This is a genomic window from uncultured Rothia sp. (assembly GCF_916715725.1).
Classification (GTDB): Bacteria; Actinomycetota; Actinomycetes; order Actinomycetales; family Micrococcaceae; genus Rothia.
The window spans coordinates 20,034-33,342 of sequence record NZ_CAKAPD010000008.1; the positions used below are offsets into that span (position 1 = coordinate 20,034).

At 63.1% G+C, this 13,309-nt stretch carries 12 protein-coding genes; 9 read left to right on the plus strand and 3 right to left on the minus strand.

What is annotated here, in order from left to right:
• Positions 1 to 81 precede the first annotated feature (81 nt).
• A complete protein-coding gene (locus QZ822_RS05870) occupies positions 82 to 564 on the plus strand; it encodes a RidA family protein (RefSeq protein ID WP_049363379.1) in 483 nt (160 codons plus the stop codon).
• The gene (locus tag QZ822_RS05875; RefSeq protein WP_294643263.1) at positions 557 to 1,732 is read left to right on the plus strand and encodes an NUDIX hydrolase; all 1,176 of its coding nucleotides are present in this window, start codon (positions 557 to 559) and stop codon (positions 1,730 to 1,732) included. Before QZ822_RS05870 ends, QZ822_RS05875 begins: the two co-directional genes overlap by 8 nt.
• A gap of 106 nt (positions 1,733 to 1,838) precedes the next feature.
• On the opposite strand, the gene QZ822_RS05880 is transcribed toward QZ822_RS05875, so the two are convergent.
• Complete coding sequence (locus QZ822_RS05880; protein ID WP_005504653.1) at positions 1,839 to 2,516, minus strand: Crp/Fnr family transcriptional regulator; 678 nt, start codon at positions 2,514 to 2,516, stop codon at positions 1,839 to 1,841.
• A 494-nt stretch (positions 2,517 to 3,010) separates the two neighbouring features.
• Between QZ822_RS05880 and QZ822_RS05885 the strand changes: the two genes are divergently transcribed.
• Positions 3,011 to 4,189, plus strand: coding sequence for a MarP family serine protease (locus QZ822_RS05885; RefSeq protein WP_294643265.1), 1,179 nt, complete (start codon positions 3,011 to 3,013; stop codon positions 4,187 to 4,189).
• A 93-nt stretch (positions 4,190 to 4,282) separates the two neighbouring features.
• Here the strand turns inward: QZ822_RS05885 and aroQ are convergent, their stop codons facing one another.
• The gene (gene aroQ / locus QZ822_RS05890) at positions 4,283 to 4,723 is read right to left on the minus strand and encodes a type II 3-dehydroquinate dehydratase (RefSeq protein WP_294643266.1); all 441 of its coding nucleotides are present in this window, start codon (positions 4,721 to 4,723) and stop codon (positions 4,283 to 4,285) included.
• A 145-nt stretch (positions 4,724 to 4,868) separates the two neighbouring features.
• Between aroQ and nth the strand changes: the two genes are divergently transcribed.
• Complete coding sequence (gene nth / locus QZ822_RS05895; RefSeq protein ID WP_294643267.1) at positions 4,869 to 5,804, plus strand: endonuclease III; 936 nt, start codon at positions 4,869 to 4,871, stop codon at positions 5,802 to 5,804.
• 45 nt (positions 5,805 to 5,849) lie between these two features.
• Positions 5,850 to 6,614 (plus strand): CoA pyrophosphatase, encoded by a 765-nt coding sequence (locus QZ822_RS05900; RefSeq protein ID WP_294643268.1) that lies wholly within the window; start codon positions 5,850 to 5,852, stop codon positions 6,612 to 6,614.
• 169 nt (positions 6,615 to 6,783) lie between these two features.
• Here the strand turns inward: QZ822_RS05900 and QZ822_RS05905 are convergent, their stop codons facing one another.
• Entirely contained in the window at positions 6,784 to 8,790 is a 2,007-nt protein-coding gene (locus QZ822_RS05905) for a bifunctional 3'-5' exonuclease/DNA polymerase (RefSeq protein WP_294643269.1), read from the minus strand.
• 248 nt (positions 8,791 to 9,038) lie between these two features.
• On the opposite strand from QZ822_RS05905, the gene QZ822_RS05910 reads away from it, so the two are divergent.
• From QZ822_RS05910 to QZ822_RS05925, 4 genes are all read left to right on the plus strand, one after another.
• Positions 9,039 to 10,634, plus strand: coding sequence for a CpaF family protein (locus QZ822_RS05910; RefSeq protein WP_080974856.1), 1,596 nt, complete (start codon positions 9,039 to 9,041; stop codon positions 10,632 to 10,634).
• 26 nt (positions 10,635 to 10,660) lie between these two features.
• Entirely contained in the window at positions 10,661 to 11,935 is a 1,275-nt protein-coding gene (locus QZ822_RS05915; protein WP_294643270.1) for a type II secretion system F family protein, read from the plus strand.
• 129 nt (positions 11,936 to 12,064) lie between these two features.
• The gene (locus QZ822_RS05920) at positions 12,065 to 12,718 is read left to right on the plus strand and encodes a DUF4244 domain-containing protein (RefSeq protein ID WP_294643272.1); all 654 of its coding nucleotides are present in this window, start codon (positions 12,065 to 12,067) and stop codon (positions 12,716 to 12,718) included.
• An 82-nt stretch (positions 12,719 to 12,800) separates the two neighbouring features.
• On the plus strand, positions 12,801 to 13,304 hold the full coding sequence (locus tag QZ822_RS05925) for a TadE family type IV pilus minor pilin (protein WP_294643273.1): 504 nt from the start codon (positions 12,801 to 12,803) through the stop codon (positions 13,302 to 13,304).
• The last annotated feature ends 5 nt before the right edge of the window (positions 13,305 to 13,309 follow it).

A 13,309-nucleotide genomic window follows, 5' to 3' on the forward strand; every position in this document is an offset into this window, starting at 1 on the left:
GAATATCAGTAGCGTTTAGATTTACGGCATTTCCCCTATCACCGTTTGGGTGCCATCACCCGCCATCCTTCTGGAGTAATCATGACTGAATCCCGTATTGAAGCACGTATCCGCGAACTCGGTTACGAACTGCCCGTAGCACCCGCCCCCGTTGCAGCCTACGTTCCGGCTGTTACGTCCGGCTCCTACGTGTACACCTCCGGTCAGCTGCCCTTCGTCGAGGGCGCCCTGCCCGAAACCGGTAAGGTGTCCGACTCCGGCGCTGAAGGCTTCGTGACCCCCGAGGATGCGAAGAAGTACGCGGGTATCAGCCTGCTCAACGCCCTGGCAGCGGTCAAGTCCGTCATTGGCGACCTGGACCGCGTGCAGCGCGTCGTGAAGGTTGTCGGCTTCGTGGCATCCGAGGTGAACTTCACCGCTCAGCCCGCCGTCATTAACGGCGCCTCCGAACTGCTCGGCGAAATTTTCGGTGAGGCAGGTCAGCACGCCCGCTCCGCTGTGGGTGTTCCCGTTCTTCCCCTGGACTCGCCCGTAGAGGTCGAGATCATTGTTGAATATGTCTAATCTGTACACCGGCGCGCTGCCGCTGTCTGCTATTCGTGCTGCCCAGGCTCAGCGGGCAGCACAAAGTGGCGCCCAAAAGACGGTGAACGGTATCGACGGTCACGGATCCGGCGAATCGCAGGATATCAAGACTCTGCCCCTGCCGGTGCAGGAACGCCGCTTCGGCACCCCCACCCCGGCTGAAGGCGTGGAACGTCCGCGCATGTTCACCGGTCGACAGTCCGCGGCTAACCCGCGAACCTCCTGCATTCAGCGTCTCTACACGATTCCCGAGTTCATGCGCACCGCCGCCGAAAGCTGGCGTGAAGGCGGTAACGAAGGAACGAACGGCTGCACGATGCGCCCGGCGGCATCCGTCATTTTTGTGCGCGACGGCGACAACGGCCTCGAAACGATTCTGACCTACCGCCCCGGCACCTCTCCGCTGGGCGTGGTGGCTTTCCCCGGCGGTACGGCTCTTCCCGGTGATGATGAGTCTGCCTCCTGGGTTGGCCCCGGCGCCGAATACTGGGAAGAACAGTTCCACTTCTCTGACGTAACTCAGGCACGCCGCAGCGTCATGGCTGCCGTGCGTGAATCCTTTGAAGAGACCGGCATCCTACTTGCCGGTGAGGACGACCAGGATGTGGTGGAGCGCTCCAGCACCCCCGAGCTCATGGCGTGGCGCGAGGCGGTCGCTGCTCAGGATAAGAGCTTCTCGGACTTCCTGACCTCCAGCGGTTTGAGCGTGCGCGCCGACCTGCTGCGCCCCGTGGCGCGCTGGCAGTCCCCGGACTTCTTCCTCAAGCGCTACGACATTGCCTACTTCAGCACGGCTCTGCCCGTGGGCCAGGACCCGAAGCTACTGCTCGGTAAGGGCGTGTGGGGCGACTGGCTGAACGTGCGTGAGCTACTCGAAGCCAAGGACACCAGCGAACTGGGCGACCGCATCGGCCAGCCTAACACGGTGGGCCGCACCCTCGACCAGCTCATCACCCCCGGCGTGATGTGCCTGCTCGAATCGCTAGCGAAGGCACAGACCTCCGTGGCATGGCTGTCCAAGCGCCGCAAGATTGAGGTAAAGAAGCCCGTGCTCGTGACCCACAATGGCGCGTGCATGCTCTCCTTCACCGAGGTGGTCCCGGCGACGACCGGATCCATGTACACCGGCGCGATGGGTGTGCTCTAGCGAGTTGCCGCATCCGCTCGCTCATGAGATGAAGCGTTAAATAAAATCAGGAGCCGTTTCCCCATGCAGAGGGAAACGGCTCCTGATCTTTTTAAGTCGTGCGTCTTTAGCGGGAACGCTGGCGCAGGCGGGGCAGGTCCAGAATGACCACCGCGCGTGCCTCCAGGCGAATCCAACCGCGGGAAACGAACTCGGCAAGAGCCTTGTTCACGGTCTCGCGGGATGCGCCAACCAGCTGTGCCAGCTCTTCCTGGGTCAGCTCGTGAGCGACGAGCACGCCGTCGGTTGCCGGGCGGCCGAAGCGGTCAGCCAGGTCCAGCAGAGCCTTAGCGAGGCGGCCGGGAACATCGGAGAAGACCAGGTCAGCCAGTGCCTCGTTAGCGTGGCGCAGGCGGCGAGCCAGAGTCTTAATAACCTGATCGGAAATCGAGGGGTCCAGCTGCTGTGCACGCTTGAAGGACTCGTGCTTGATGGCAGCCAGACGAGTCTCAGAAACAGCCACAGCATTGGTCGAACGGGGCGAGGGATCGAAGAGAGCCATCTCGCCGAAAACGTCACCGGGACCCATAATCGCGACCATGTTCTCGCGGCCGTCAGCGGCGGTGCGGCCCAGCTTGACCTTACCGGAGAGCACAGCGAAGAGCTGGTCATCCTGGTCACCCTCGTAGAAGAGGACAGCGTTGCGGGAGAGGTCAATCTCCTGAATGTCATCGGTCAGCAGAGCGAAAGCTGCATCGTCGAGGTTAGCAAAGAGAGGGGTACGACGGAGGATCTCGAGATCCATAAAGTTCTCCTAGATATGAGGTGATGAGCCGAAGCTCGTAAATGTTCAGTGAGTGAGCCCGAACCGGTGTCATGCGTCTCAACATCTGAAATGTGAGAAGGCTCAAGCTAGTGTGACATATTCAACTGATATGAGCGTACCCTAAAAAGGCGCTTTATGCATTCCGATATAGGGCGCTTTACAGCAAAAGTTATTTCTTTCGAGAAAATTCAAAGCTTACCCACAGGTTCAGCCCCTAATATCAAGCATTCAGGTGTGTACTTTTTTCGGTACCAAGCACGCTGACGCCCTCATGACAAACCCTCATGACAAGGAGGCACATCGCCTCCACACGCGGTACGATGCGACGAGGCAGAACCCGGTCTCAACAACCCCGGAACCGCCCGTCACGCCCGCCGCAGGGTACAGCGTGCCACCACACTCATCGGGCACAGCCCGCACCAATCACATGGGCACACCGTGACCACTTCTACCCACCAAGGAGGCAATTAGTCGTGACGACCGGCATCAACCTGCTTGATATTGCTATCCCCATCATCCTGCTGCTCTACTTCCTCGCCGGAGTCCGCAGCGGATTCTTCACCACCCTCGGAACCTTTCTCGGCCTGGGCCTGGGCGTCTGCGCCGCAGCCTGGCTCGTGCCCCTCGCCGTGGCATCCGTGGGATCCCAGTGGAGCCTCATTACCGCCGTCGGCGTGCTCATCATCTGCCTGACCATCGGACAGTGGCTCGGCCTCGTTGCCGGACGCACCATCCGCCGCGTCACCGACATCACCCCGCTCAAGGGCGTAGAACGCTTCTTCGGCGGCGTGCTGAACCTCGCCGCCTGCGCCCTGGTCATGGTCGTGCTGACCATCTCCATGCGCACCGTGCCCATCCCGCAGCTCAACACTGCGCTCAGCGACTCCAAGACCCTCTCCTGGATGGTCGCCTCCACCCCCGAGGTCGTCAAGGACCGCATCAACACGGTACGCAATGACGTGCTCGCCTTCGGAACCATTCCGGAAGTCAGCCAGCTCATCGCCCCCGAAACCAGCGCCCCCACCGAGACCGTAGAATCCGCGGCACTGGACCAGGCGGCAGCCTCCGTCGTTGAGATTCTGGGCGCCGCAGAACAGTGCGGCTACACCTCCACCGGCTCCGGCTTCGTGGCGGACAATGGCCTGGTCGTCACCAACGCCCACGTGGTCGCCGGCGTGACCTCCCCGGTCGTGCAGGACGCCCGCGGCCGTACCTGGCCCGGCACCGTCGTCTACATGGATACCGAACAGGACCTCGCCTTCATCAGCGTTCCCAAGCTGCCGCTTGCACCGCTGAACATTGGCACCAACGCCACCGCAGGTAGCCTCGTGACCTTCATGGGCTACCCCAAGGGCGGCCCGTTCAAGGCGCTGCCCGCCACCGTGCAGGGCATCGGCAACACCCAGACCATCGACGCTGACACCGGCCGCGCCAACGCTATGCGTCAGGTCTACCAGCTGGCAGCCGACGTGCAGCACGGCAACTCCGGCGGCCCCGTCCTCGACGAGAACGGTAACGTGGTCGGCGTGATCTTCGGTAGGGCAACCAGCGGCCAGACCGGCTACGCCATCACCGCAAGCACCCTCAAGCAGGCACTGGCTGAAGGCGGCGACAACACCGCCGCAGTCTCCACCGGCACCTGCCGCAAGTAACTAGCCGCTAAATAGCGATAAAAGTTTAGGCTCCCGAACCTCTTGCGAGGAACGGGAGCCTGAACTGTTTAACAAGGAGGGGGGTAGGCGGGGCTATTCCGCGAAATGCTGGGCGAGGAAATCAACCGCCATGACATAGCCGTACGCACCCGCACCGGCAATCACCGCGGTAGCCTGCGGCGACACAAACGAATGATGACGGAACTGCTCACGACGATGCACATTCGACAGATGCACCTCAACCACCGGAAGCTCAGCCGCCTCCAGCGCATCGTGCAGCGCCACCGAAGTGTGCGTGTACGCCGCCGGGTTGATAATAATCGCCGCGCCACGAGTACGAGCACGCTGAATCTCATCCACCAGCGCACCCTCATGATTCGACTGCATAAACTCAACATCAAAACCATGATCCGCCGCGCGCTCACGCACCATACGCTCAATATCGTGCAGAGTGGTGTAGCCGTACACCTCGGGGCGGCGCTGCCCAAGCAGGTTCAAATTCGGTCCATTAAGCACAAAAATCGTATCTGACATAAAACCAGTGTGGCACAGCCGGTGCCCGCTCAGTGGTAGTCGGCGCGAACTGCCCAGAAAATGACGGGGAGGGGCGAGAAACGCCACGAGCTAAGTACGGTGAACCTCGCTACCGCCCGCACCCAAAGCCCGGTACCCTCGCGCTATGACCGAGAACGCCACCCGCACCGAAGTAGAGAACACCACGGCACAGAACACTGCGGCAGAAAACAGCGCGGCAGAGAACACCGAATCGCCCCTGCAGATCCGATTCGTCCCCGAATTCAAGGCCGCAGCCGCCGCACGCCGCCTCAACGCACGCGCACCCGAAAGCCACCTCGCCACCGTGCGCCGCGCCCGCAAAATCAACCGCATCCTCGGCGAAACCTACCCCTACGCCGTCGCAGAACTCGACTTCGACAACCCCTTCGAACTGCTCATCGCCACCGTGCTCTCGGCACAAACCACCGACGTGCGCGTCAACTCCGTCACCGGTGCACTCTTCGCACGCTACCCGGACGCCGCCGCGCTCGCCTCCGCACGCACCGAAGAGGTCGAACCCTACATTCAGTCCCTCGGCTTCTACCGCGCCAAGGCACGCTCCATCGTCACCCTCTCCCAACAGCTCGTAGAACGCCACAACGGGCAGGTTCCCTCAACCCTCGAAGAGCTCGTAGAACTCGCCGGAGTCGGCCGCAAAACCGCGAACGTGGTCCTCGGAAACGCCTTCGACGTGCCCGGACTGACCGTAGACACCCACTTCGGCCGCCTCGCACGCCGCATGGGATTCACCACCGCAGACGCCCCCGAGACGGTCGAAAAAGACGTCGCCGAACTCATCGAACGCAAAGACTGGACGCTCTTCTCACACCGCATGGTCTACCACGGCCGCCGCATCTGCCACGCCAAAAAGCCCGCCTGCGGCGTATGCCCCGTCGCCGATCTCTGCCCGTCCTATGGCGCTGGGGAGACGAACGAACAAGCAGCACGTAAACTCATGAAATACGAAATGGCACCCGGCCGAGAAGATCTGCACCTGCGATTCCTGCAGGGCGCAACCCGCCGCGAACTCATGGCAGAAGGCTACCCGCTCAGCGCCTAACGGCACCTGAACCGGAGTGCAGCCGCGCAGAAGAGAGGTACACAGATGAGCGAAAACACGTCCCAGCAGGAGGCACAGCACCCCGCCCAGCAGGCACTGGCGGCTCTCGCAGAGGGCGGCGTGGAATTCGACGTCCAAGCCCTGCTGCGCAGCGCACCCGCCAGCCCCCTCAGCAAAGAAGCCGCCGTGCTGATCCTCTTCGGCGTGCTCGATAACTCGCCCTCCACCGGCGAATTTGAGGGCTGCCCCCACAACGTTAGCGCCGACCTGGACGTACTGCTCCTCGTACGTGCCGCAACCCTGCGCTCACACGCCGGTCAGCCCGCCTTCCCCGGCGGCAAAATCGACCCCGAAGACTACGCGCTCGCCGAAACCACCGGCGAACCCGTCGCCCACATCGCTGCCCTGCGCGAAGCGGTGGAAGAAACCGGGCTCGACCCCGCCGGCGTGCAGATCCTCGGCCAGCTGCACACCCTGCCGCTACCCATCAGTAACTTCATGGTCACCCCCGTCATCGGCTGGTGGAACAGCCCCGTGCCCGTCGAAGTCGTCGACCACAACGAGTCCGCGCTCATCGCCCGCGTGCCCGTGCGCGACCTGCTCAACCCCGCCAACCGGCACACCGCCTACGTCAAACGCGGCCGCACCTCACACCGCACCCCCGCCTTCGAGGTGCGTATGCCCGGCGGCGAAGAATTCACGGTGTGGGGATTCACCGCGATTCTGCTGGACCGAATCTTCGACTCGCTTGGCTGGACCGTGCCCTGGGATCAGAAAAAGATGCGCCCGGCACCCGGCTACGAGGAGTAAAGCTTATCGCAGAATAAACGCCTGACCAGCGGATATAGGGAGCAGAATAGTGCGCAGATAGGGGCGGTAGGTAACTTGAATGAAGTTACCTGCCGCCCCTATTTTTTTATTGCACGGTGCCGCTTATGCGCAGCTGATTATTTACCGCAGATTATTTACCGCTGATTATTTATTTACCCTCAGCGTAGTTGCGCACTCGCGCCACCGACACCGGAAAATCAACCGGCACCCGACCGAACAGCAGACGCGCCGCCTCCGCAGCGCCCTCACGCACAATACGCTCCACGCGATCCGCCTCCAGCTCAGGACCGCAGAGCAGAAGCTCATCGTGCAAAAAATACACGATGCGGGTGCGCATCGGCATACCAAAAATCCGCTCTGACAGCAGACGAGAACGCACCGCGCCCATCCAACACAAAGCCCACTCCGCAGCCGTACCCTGAACAATAAAATTGCGGGTCATGCGACCGTGCGCACGCGCCGTCGATACGGCACGCGACTCAGCCGCCGGCGAAGACCGATCAGCCACAATCTCACGGAAACGCTCATCCACCGGCGGGGACGTGCGACCCAAAAAAGTCGTCACCTGACCGCCCGCCTCACCAATACGAGCCGCACGCTCCGTAAACTCCATCGCCTGCGGAAAAAGCGCCGCCACATGCGGCAACAGGGCACCAATCTCACCGCTGCGGCCGCCATACATAATCGCCAGCATACCCACCTTCGCGTGGGAACGCTCCGTCAAAGCCACACCCTTCAGCCGCGCCAACTCGGCAATACCCGCATACAGGTCAGCGCCACGACCCGCCGAAGCGAGCGCCTCATCACGGCTCAACGCCGCCAGAATACGCGGCTCAATCTGCGAGCCATCCGTCACCGTCAGCACCTGACCCTCCGGCGCTTGCACCGCCTGACGAATCTCCGCAGGAAGCTGCAGCGCGCCACCGCCGGAAGCGCCCCAGCGCCCGGTCGCGGCTCCACCCACCTCAAGATGCGGGCGGAACGCACCCTCAGAAACCCACGTATCAGCCCACGTCCAGCCGTTAGCAGTCCAAATGCGGTACAGCTTCTTATAACGCAGAATCGGGTCAATCAGCGCCCAACGCTTATCCCGCTGAGCCGGAATCGCATCCGCCCAACTCTTCAACTCCCATGATCGCGTAGACTTCACTGAAACCCCCGCAGACTGCAGAGCGCGCAAAAGATCCTGCGGCGAATCCGGGTTCAACGACGGCATAAACAGCATGCGCTGAATCTGCTCCGCCAACTCCTGCATCTTCTGCGGACGCTCACCCGGCACCGGGCGCGGGCCCAACAACTCGCACAGATGCTCATGATGCGTCTGCACATTAAACGGGATGCCGTAATAACCAATCTCAGCCGCCACCAACGCACCGGCAGACTCAGCCGCCGCCAAAAGACGTAGCCGCTCCGGGTGCCTCGACTCACTAATAGCGCGCGCCTGCGCCAGCCACTCACGCATCAGCACACGCACCACCGGATGCTCCGGCAGCAGAGTCACCGGGCCCGCCGCCAACTGCTGGGCAAAAGGCTCATGGGGTGCCGCCTCCAGGAAATCGGGGGAGGAATCTGCAGAGGAATCGGCGGGTGCGGCGGAAGAGGTGGCGGGGGCACTCAAAAAATCAGCGCCGAACAGCTCCTCCTGACCCTGAATCTGCCGCGCCACCGGCAGATACCCCTGAGGCTCCACCGCCTCACGCAGATCAGCAAGATCCAGCACCGGGCTGTACTCCACAAAATCGCTCGGATGCGTAGCGGCAGTCGCCAAAATTCGCTGCACCAGACGCAAATCATGGCACAGATGCACCCGCACCCCGCGGTGCAGAAGCAGCGGGTCAACGTGGCGGGTATCAGCCCAAATCCAGCGCGGAAAACGCGCCTCCGCCGACTCGGACGCCTGACGCTCCACCTCACGCACATACGCCGGAAGATTCGCCGCACTCACCCGGTCCGCACGCGTAATCCGCGGAATAAAGGTCGGGTCCTGCAACTGCTCAGCGGTCGGCGCCGAAAAATGAAAAGCACCCCACGACGTCACCGGCTGGGCACCGCGCGGCGAAGCACCCGCGGCAATAGCCGAGGTGACCGGGTGCGCGGGGGTGCCGGTCTGGGCGGTAATACCCGCGCCGGTGGCAGGACTGAGTAGAACGTACATTCTTCCATTATCGGTGACCGGGTGCGAAGGCGCGCGGTTTGCGGATGAGCGGGCACGGGATACGTGCGAAAAGTACTGTGGGTGCGAGAGGGCAGAACGCGCCGCGGTTTGTCATAAAAGCGCCGGATGCGTGCGTTTTGTTCGTTTGGGGCGCGTGCATCGTGGATATTTCGGGGTGCGCGAGGAGTTATCCACAGAACGCTCATTCTCTTAAAAATTTAGGATGGGCGCAATGCTCTCCTAGAGCCATGAACCCCACCAGAAATCCCGCCAGCAACACCGGTAGTCCCAATGGCTACCCGACCAGCGCCGTGCAGAATCTAAGCACACAGAGTCCAAGCACGCAGGTGCAGGGAACGAATCGACTGGGTGCGCAGAATGCAGGTGCGCGCTCACTGCCCGCCCTGCTCATCCCCGAAGACTACCGCGCCCGCGCCGTCGCCCTGCACGCCCGCGAGCTAATCCTGCGCTCGCCGCAGATGAGCGCTATCGCCCTGAACGGTTTTAGCGGTGGTTTTAGCGGTGGATTTGGCGCCGGGGTTGAGACGGCAGCGGAGCGCGCGCCCGCAGAGGGTGTAATCGCCGCGGGCAGCGCAAACACTGCGAGTGCTGCGGACGGTGGACTGCTCCAGGAATCCCAGCCCCTCCGCGAGATTCTCGAAAATGCCGTGGACGAGGCAATCTACGCCATCGACGGCGGATGCCAGGGGAATGCCTGGGGGAACGCGAACGCAGAAGGAACGGGCGCAGACGGAAGCAATGCAGCGAAGCTCCGAAAATTCCGCGCCAAAGCTGCGCCGTCCGCGCCCGCCTCCTGGAGCTACCCCAGCGTGGAATACGTGCCCGTCAACCGGCAGACTGCGCTACGCTACCTCGCCGCGGAACTCTACGGCCTCGGCGCCCTCGACCTGCTCCTTGACGAGGGGCAACGCTCCGGAACGATTACCGATATTTACGTGAATTCGCCCTGCGATATCTGGGTGGGTATCAACGGCACCACTCGCCCCGTGGCGCTGAGCCTAGGCAATGAGCGGCGTGTGCGTGACCTTGCCGAGCGGCTCATTCGCAGGCACGGTGGGCAGCTGGACGCCGCGCATCCGGCGGCTGACATCAGCGACGAGTACGGTAGGCGAATCCATGCGATTATCCCGCCGCTGAGCGAACGCACCCGGCTCTCCGTGCGCCTACCTTCCCGCGAGCGCCCCACCCTGGCGCAGCTGCAGGTCGCCGGGCTGTGCGATGAGGCGACCGCCGCCTACCTGCGCCGCATGATTGCTGAACGCCGCGGGTTCCTGATTAGCGGCGGCACAGGCACCGGCAAGACCACTCTGCTCAATGCCCTGCTGGGGCTGTGTAAGCCGCAGGAGCGCCTCATTCTGCTCGAAGACACCCCGGAACTCGCGCCGCAGCATGAGCAGGTGGTCGCCCTCAAAACCCGTGCCGCGAACTCCGAAGGCGCAGGCGAAATTGGGTTGGGCGAGCTGATTGTGCAGGCGCTGCGCATGGGTCCGGATCGGCTCGTGGTGGGTGAGTGTCGCGGCGCGGAGGTGGTGCACCTGCTGACCGCCATGAACACCGGTCACCGCGGTGCTGGAACGACCCTGCACGCCAATAGCGCGCAGGCGGTGCCCCTGCGTTTGTGCGCCTTAGGTGCGCTCGCCGGACTGGATAGTAGAACGGTCGCTCTACATACGGCGACGGCTTTTGAACGCATTATCCACCTGGAACACCGGGACGGTCGCCGCCGCATCGAGGGGATCTACAGCCTGCACCCCGCCACGCAGGGTAGCGAAGAGTATCTGCAGGTCAGGTGTATTTCTACCGGGTCTGATGTTGGGTACTAGCCCCCCGCGATAGGGGAACGGAAAACGTGAAAGGAGGAAGCGTGAAGAAGAAAGAGAAGAGCGGCGGAAGCCTTCGCGAGCGCTGGGTTGAGCGTCTAGCCGGGCCCGCCAGCGCCGAGGAAATGCGCATGTGGCCGCTCATGCTACGCACCCTCGCCCTGAGCCTGCGCGCCGGCATTCCCCTGCAGGAGGCGGTGCACACCGACCCTGGCTCTAGGCAGCTCGGGGAGTTCGGGAAGTCCGGGCAGGGCGAGCTGGTGCCAGGTACGGGGAAAACGCGCACGAAGAATAGCTCTCGGAAAAGCGCCAGGAAAAACACCCGAGCTCGACGTGCACGAGGCCTCTCGCCCCTCTCCGAAGACTACGGGCACAAGCGGTGCGCCGAAGATATCCGTCGTTTCACGCAGGCGCTCGCCACGGTCACCTCCTGGGGTGCCCCCGCGCACCTCGCCTGCGCCCAACTGCTCGAAAACAGTACCCGGATGCGCCCGCACAGCCGCGAGCGCCTGCACGACCTGCAGGTGAGCCTGCGCATGAGCGAGAGCGCCGGGGCGCCGCTCGCCACGAGCCTGGAACGTGCCGCAGAACACGCCGAAGAACGCATCGACGCGCTCCTGGGGCGGCAGAGCGCCCTTGCCGCGCCGCGTGCCACTGGCAGGATTCTCTCCTGGCTGCCGCTACTCGGCCTGGGGTTGGGTGTGCTCATGGGAAGTGACCCCGTGGGCGTGCTGACCGGCTCCATCCTCGGGGCGCTTACCGGTTTGTTCGGGCTGGGGCTCGCCTTCGCCGGGCGCCGCTGGACCGCCGCGCTCGTGCATCGGGCGGAGATGGAGAGCACACGAGCTGGGCATACAGGAGGCGAGCAGGCCTTGAATGCACCGACTGTTGATACCGCCCTCGTACTGGAACTACTCGCCGCGCAGTTGAGAGCAGGGCTTGCACCGCTCGCCGCCTTGGGTACCCTCGCTGAGGCGCTCAACAGCCGACCCCTGCATACGGTCTGCCAGCGCCTACAGATGGGCAGTAGCTGGGGGAGCGCCTGGTCGGGCTCCGCGGCGGGAACCTTCGGTGAGCTTCGGGATGCGCTCGCTCCCGCCTACACGGGTGGCGCACCCAGCACTGCGCTGCTGCTCTCCCTTGCCGATGCGCACCGCCTCAGCGAGCGCCGCGCGGCAGAACGCGCCGCCGGAAAGCTCTCCGTAGCGCTCGTGGTACCCCTCGGGCTGTGCTCGCTGCCCGCCTTTATCTGCCTGGGTATTGTGCCCATCATCATTTCGCTACTACCCACGCTGACGGGCTAAAGAACCATGCGCATAAGCGCTGTTGACCAGCTGAAATGCCGAAAAGTTTAGACCCTCGCCCATCTGCAGCGAACGCGGATGAGCACCCACCCCGCCCCGCATGTTTAGGGCACAACGAAAGGAAAACCAATGACGAACACCCTCTGCGAAGCAATCCGCCACGATCTGCACACTGCCGATATTTCGGTCGGCGCTCCGGGCAACGCCCCTGTCGGTGCTCCGGGTGGCATTCCGAGCGAAATTCAGCCCGCCGCATCCGGTGCAGAAGCGCAGACCATTCTGGGCCCCGTGCCGCTGTCCGTTGCCATTGCAACCACCATGAAGCAGCTGCGCGAAGAATGCCCCGAGCTTTTTACTGATGCCGAACTTTTTGCCGGTGTTGAGCAGAAGCATGCCGGTCCCAGGATTGACCCCGCCGAAATGGAGATTGATATGAACACGGACCGTTTGAGCCCCGAGCAGGCGCTGACCATTGCCCGCGCTCTCGCCGAGGGGTGCACCCTGGACGAATGTGGCGCCACCTGCCGCAGCCTGGGTGAGCACGCGCCCGGCTGCACCGAATATGTACCCTCTGAGGAGCACGAAAAGGCGCTCGAAGAGTACGCCCCCGCGGGGGATCCGGAGGAGGGCGCCTCCACTGCGGAGTACGGCATTGTGATGCTCGCGGCGGTCGGTTTTGCGGGCCTGCTGGTGCTGATTCTCAAGTCGGATGAGGTGCGTTCCATGCTCCTGGATATTGTGCGTAACGCCCTGTCGATTGCGGGTAACACGGGGCTGCTCTAGAGGTTTTGGGAAACCCGCCACAGGGTTTAACTCTAGAGGCAAAGGAATCCCGGAAAGTCAGGCTAGAAAGGAGGAATAAAGAATGAACGCTCATGTGAATTTGGGTGCTTTGTGGTGCACTCGTCCCGCAGGGAAAGTCGGGGCGGAACCGGTGCTCTCGACCCCGCAGAAGAGCCCAGTAGAAGAGGGCGTGATTACCGCCGAATTTGCGGTCGCCCTACCCGCTGTCACGGTGGTGCTCGCCCTCTGCCTGGGTGCCGCCTCCACGGGGGTTGCGCAGCTCAAGGTGGAGGAGTCCGCCCGGACGGCAGCACGAGCAGCCGCCCGCGGGGATTCCGAGGCGCAGATTCGCTCCGCAGTCAGCCGCATCGATCCGGCGCAGAGTGTGCAGATTTCCGTTTCTCCTGATGGTGCAGTTGATGCAGGGGAGGAGCACGCCCGGCAGGTGCACGTGCGGGTGAGCCGCCCCGCCCCCGGTGTGATCGGCTCGGCAACCGGCTGGGTGCTACGGGCGGACGCCCACGCCCGCGTTGAAGGCGGCGGCAAAAACAATGCTGAAAACGGTGCGGGGCATGAGGGTGAATAGAGTCG

What these genes read in the sequence shown, in the direction of transcription:
- QZ822_RS05870 (WP_049363379.1), top strand. Translation starts at nt 82, where the DNA reads ATGACTGAATCCCGTATTGAAGCACGTATCCGCGAACTCGGTTACGAA.
- QZ822_RS05875 (WP_294643263.1), top strand. Translation starts at nt 557, where the DNA reads ATGTCTAATCTGTACACCGGCGCGCTGCCGCTGTCTGCTATTCGTGCT.
- QZ822_RS05880 (WP_005504653.1), bottom strand. Translation starts at nt 2,516, where the DNA reads ATGGATCTCGAGATCCTCCGTCGTACCCCTCTCTTTGCTAACCTCGAC.
- aroQ (WP_294643266.1), bottom strand. Translation starts at nt 4,723, where the DNA reads ATGTCAGATACGATTTTTGTGCTTAATGGACCGAATTTGAACCTGCTT.
- nth (WP_294643267.1), top strand. Translation starts at nt 4,869, where the DNA reads ATGACCGAGAACGCCACCCGCACCGAAGTAGAGAACACCACGGCACAG.
- QZ822_RS05900 (WP_294643268.1), top strand. Translation starts at nt 5,850, where the DNA reads ATGAGCGAAAACACGTCCCAGCAGGAGGCACAGCACCCCGCCCAGCAG.
- QZ822_RS05905 (WP_294643269.1), bottom strand. Translation starts at nt 8,790, where the DNA reads ATGTACGTTCTACTCAGTCCTGCCACCGGCGCGGGTATTACCGCCCAG.
- QZ822_RS05910 (WP_080974856.1), top strand. Translation starts at nt 9,039, where the DNA reads ATGAACCCCACCAGAAATCCCGCCAGCAACACCGGTAGTCCCAATGGC.
- QZ822_RS05920 (WP_294643272.1), top strand. Translation starts at nt 12,065, where the DNA reads ATGACGAACACCCTCTGCGAAGCAATCCGCCACGATCTGCACACTGCC.
- QZ822_RS05925 (WP_294643273.1), top strand. Translation starts at nt 12,801, where the DNA reads ATGAACGCTCATGTGAATTTGGGTGCTTTGTGGTGCACTCGTCCCGCA.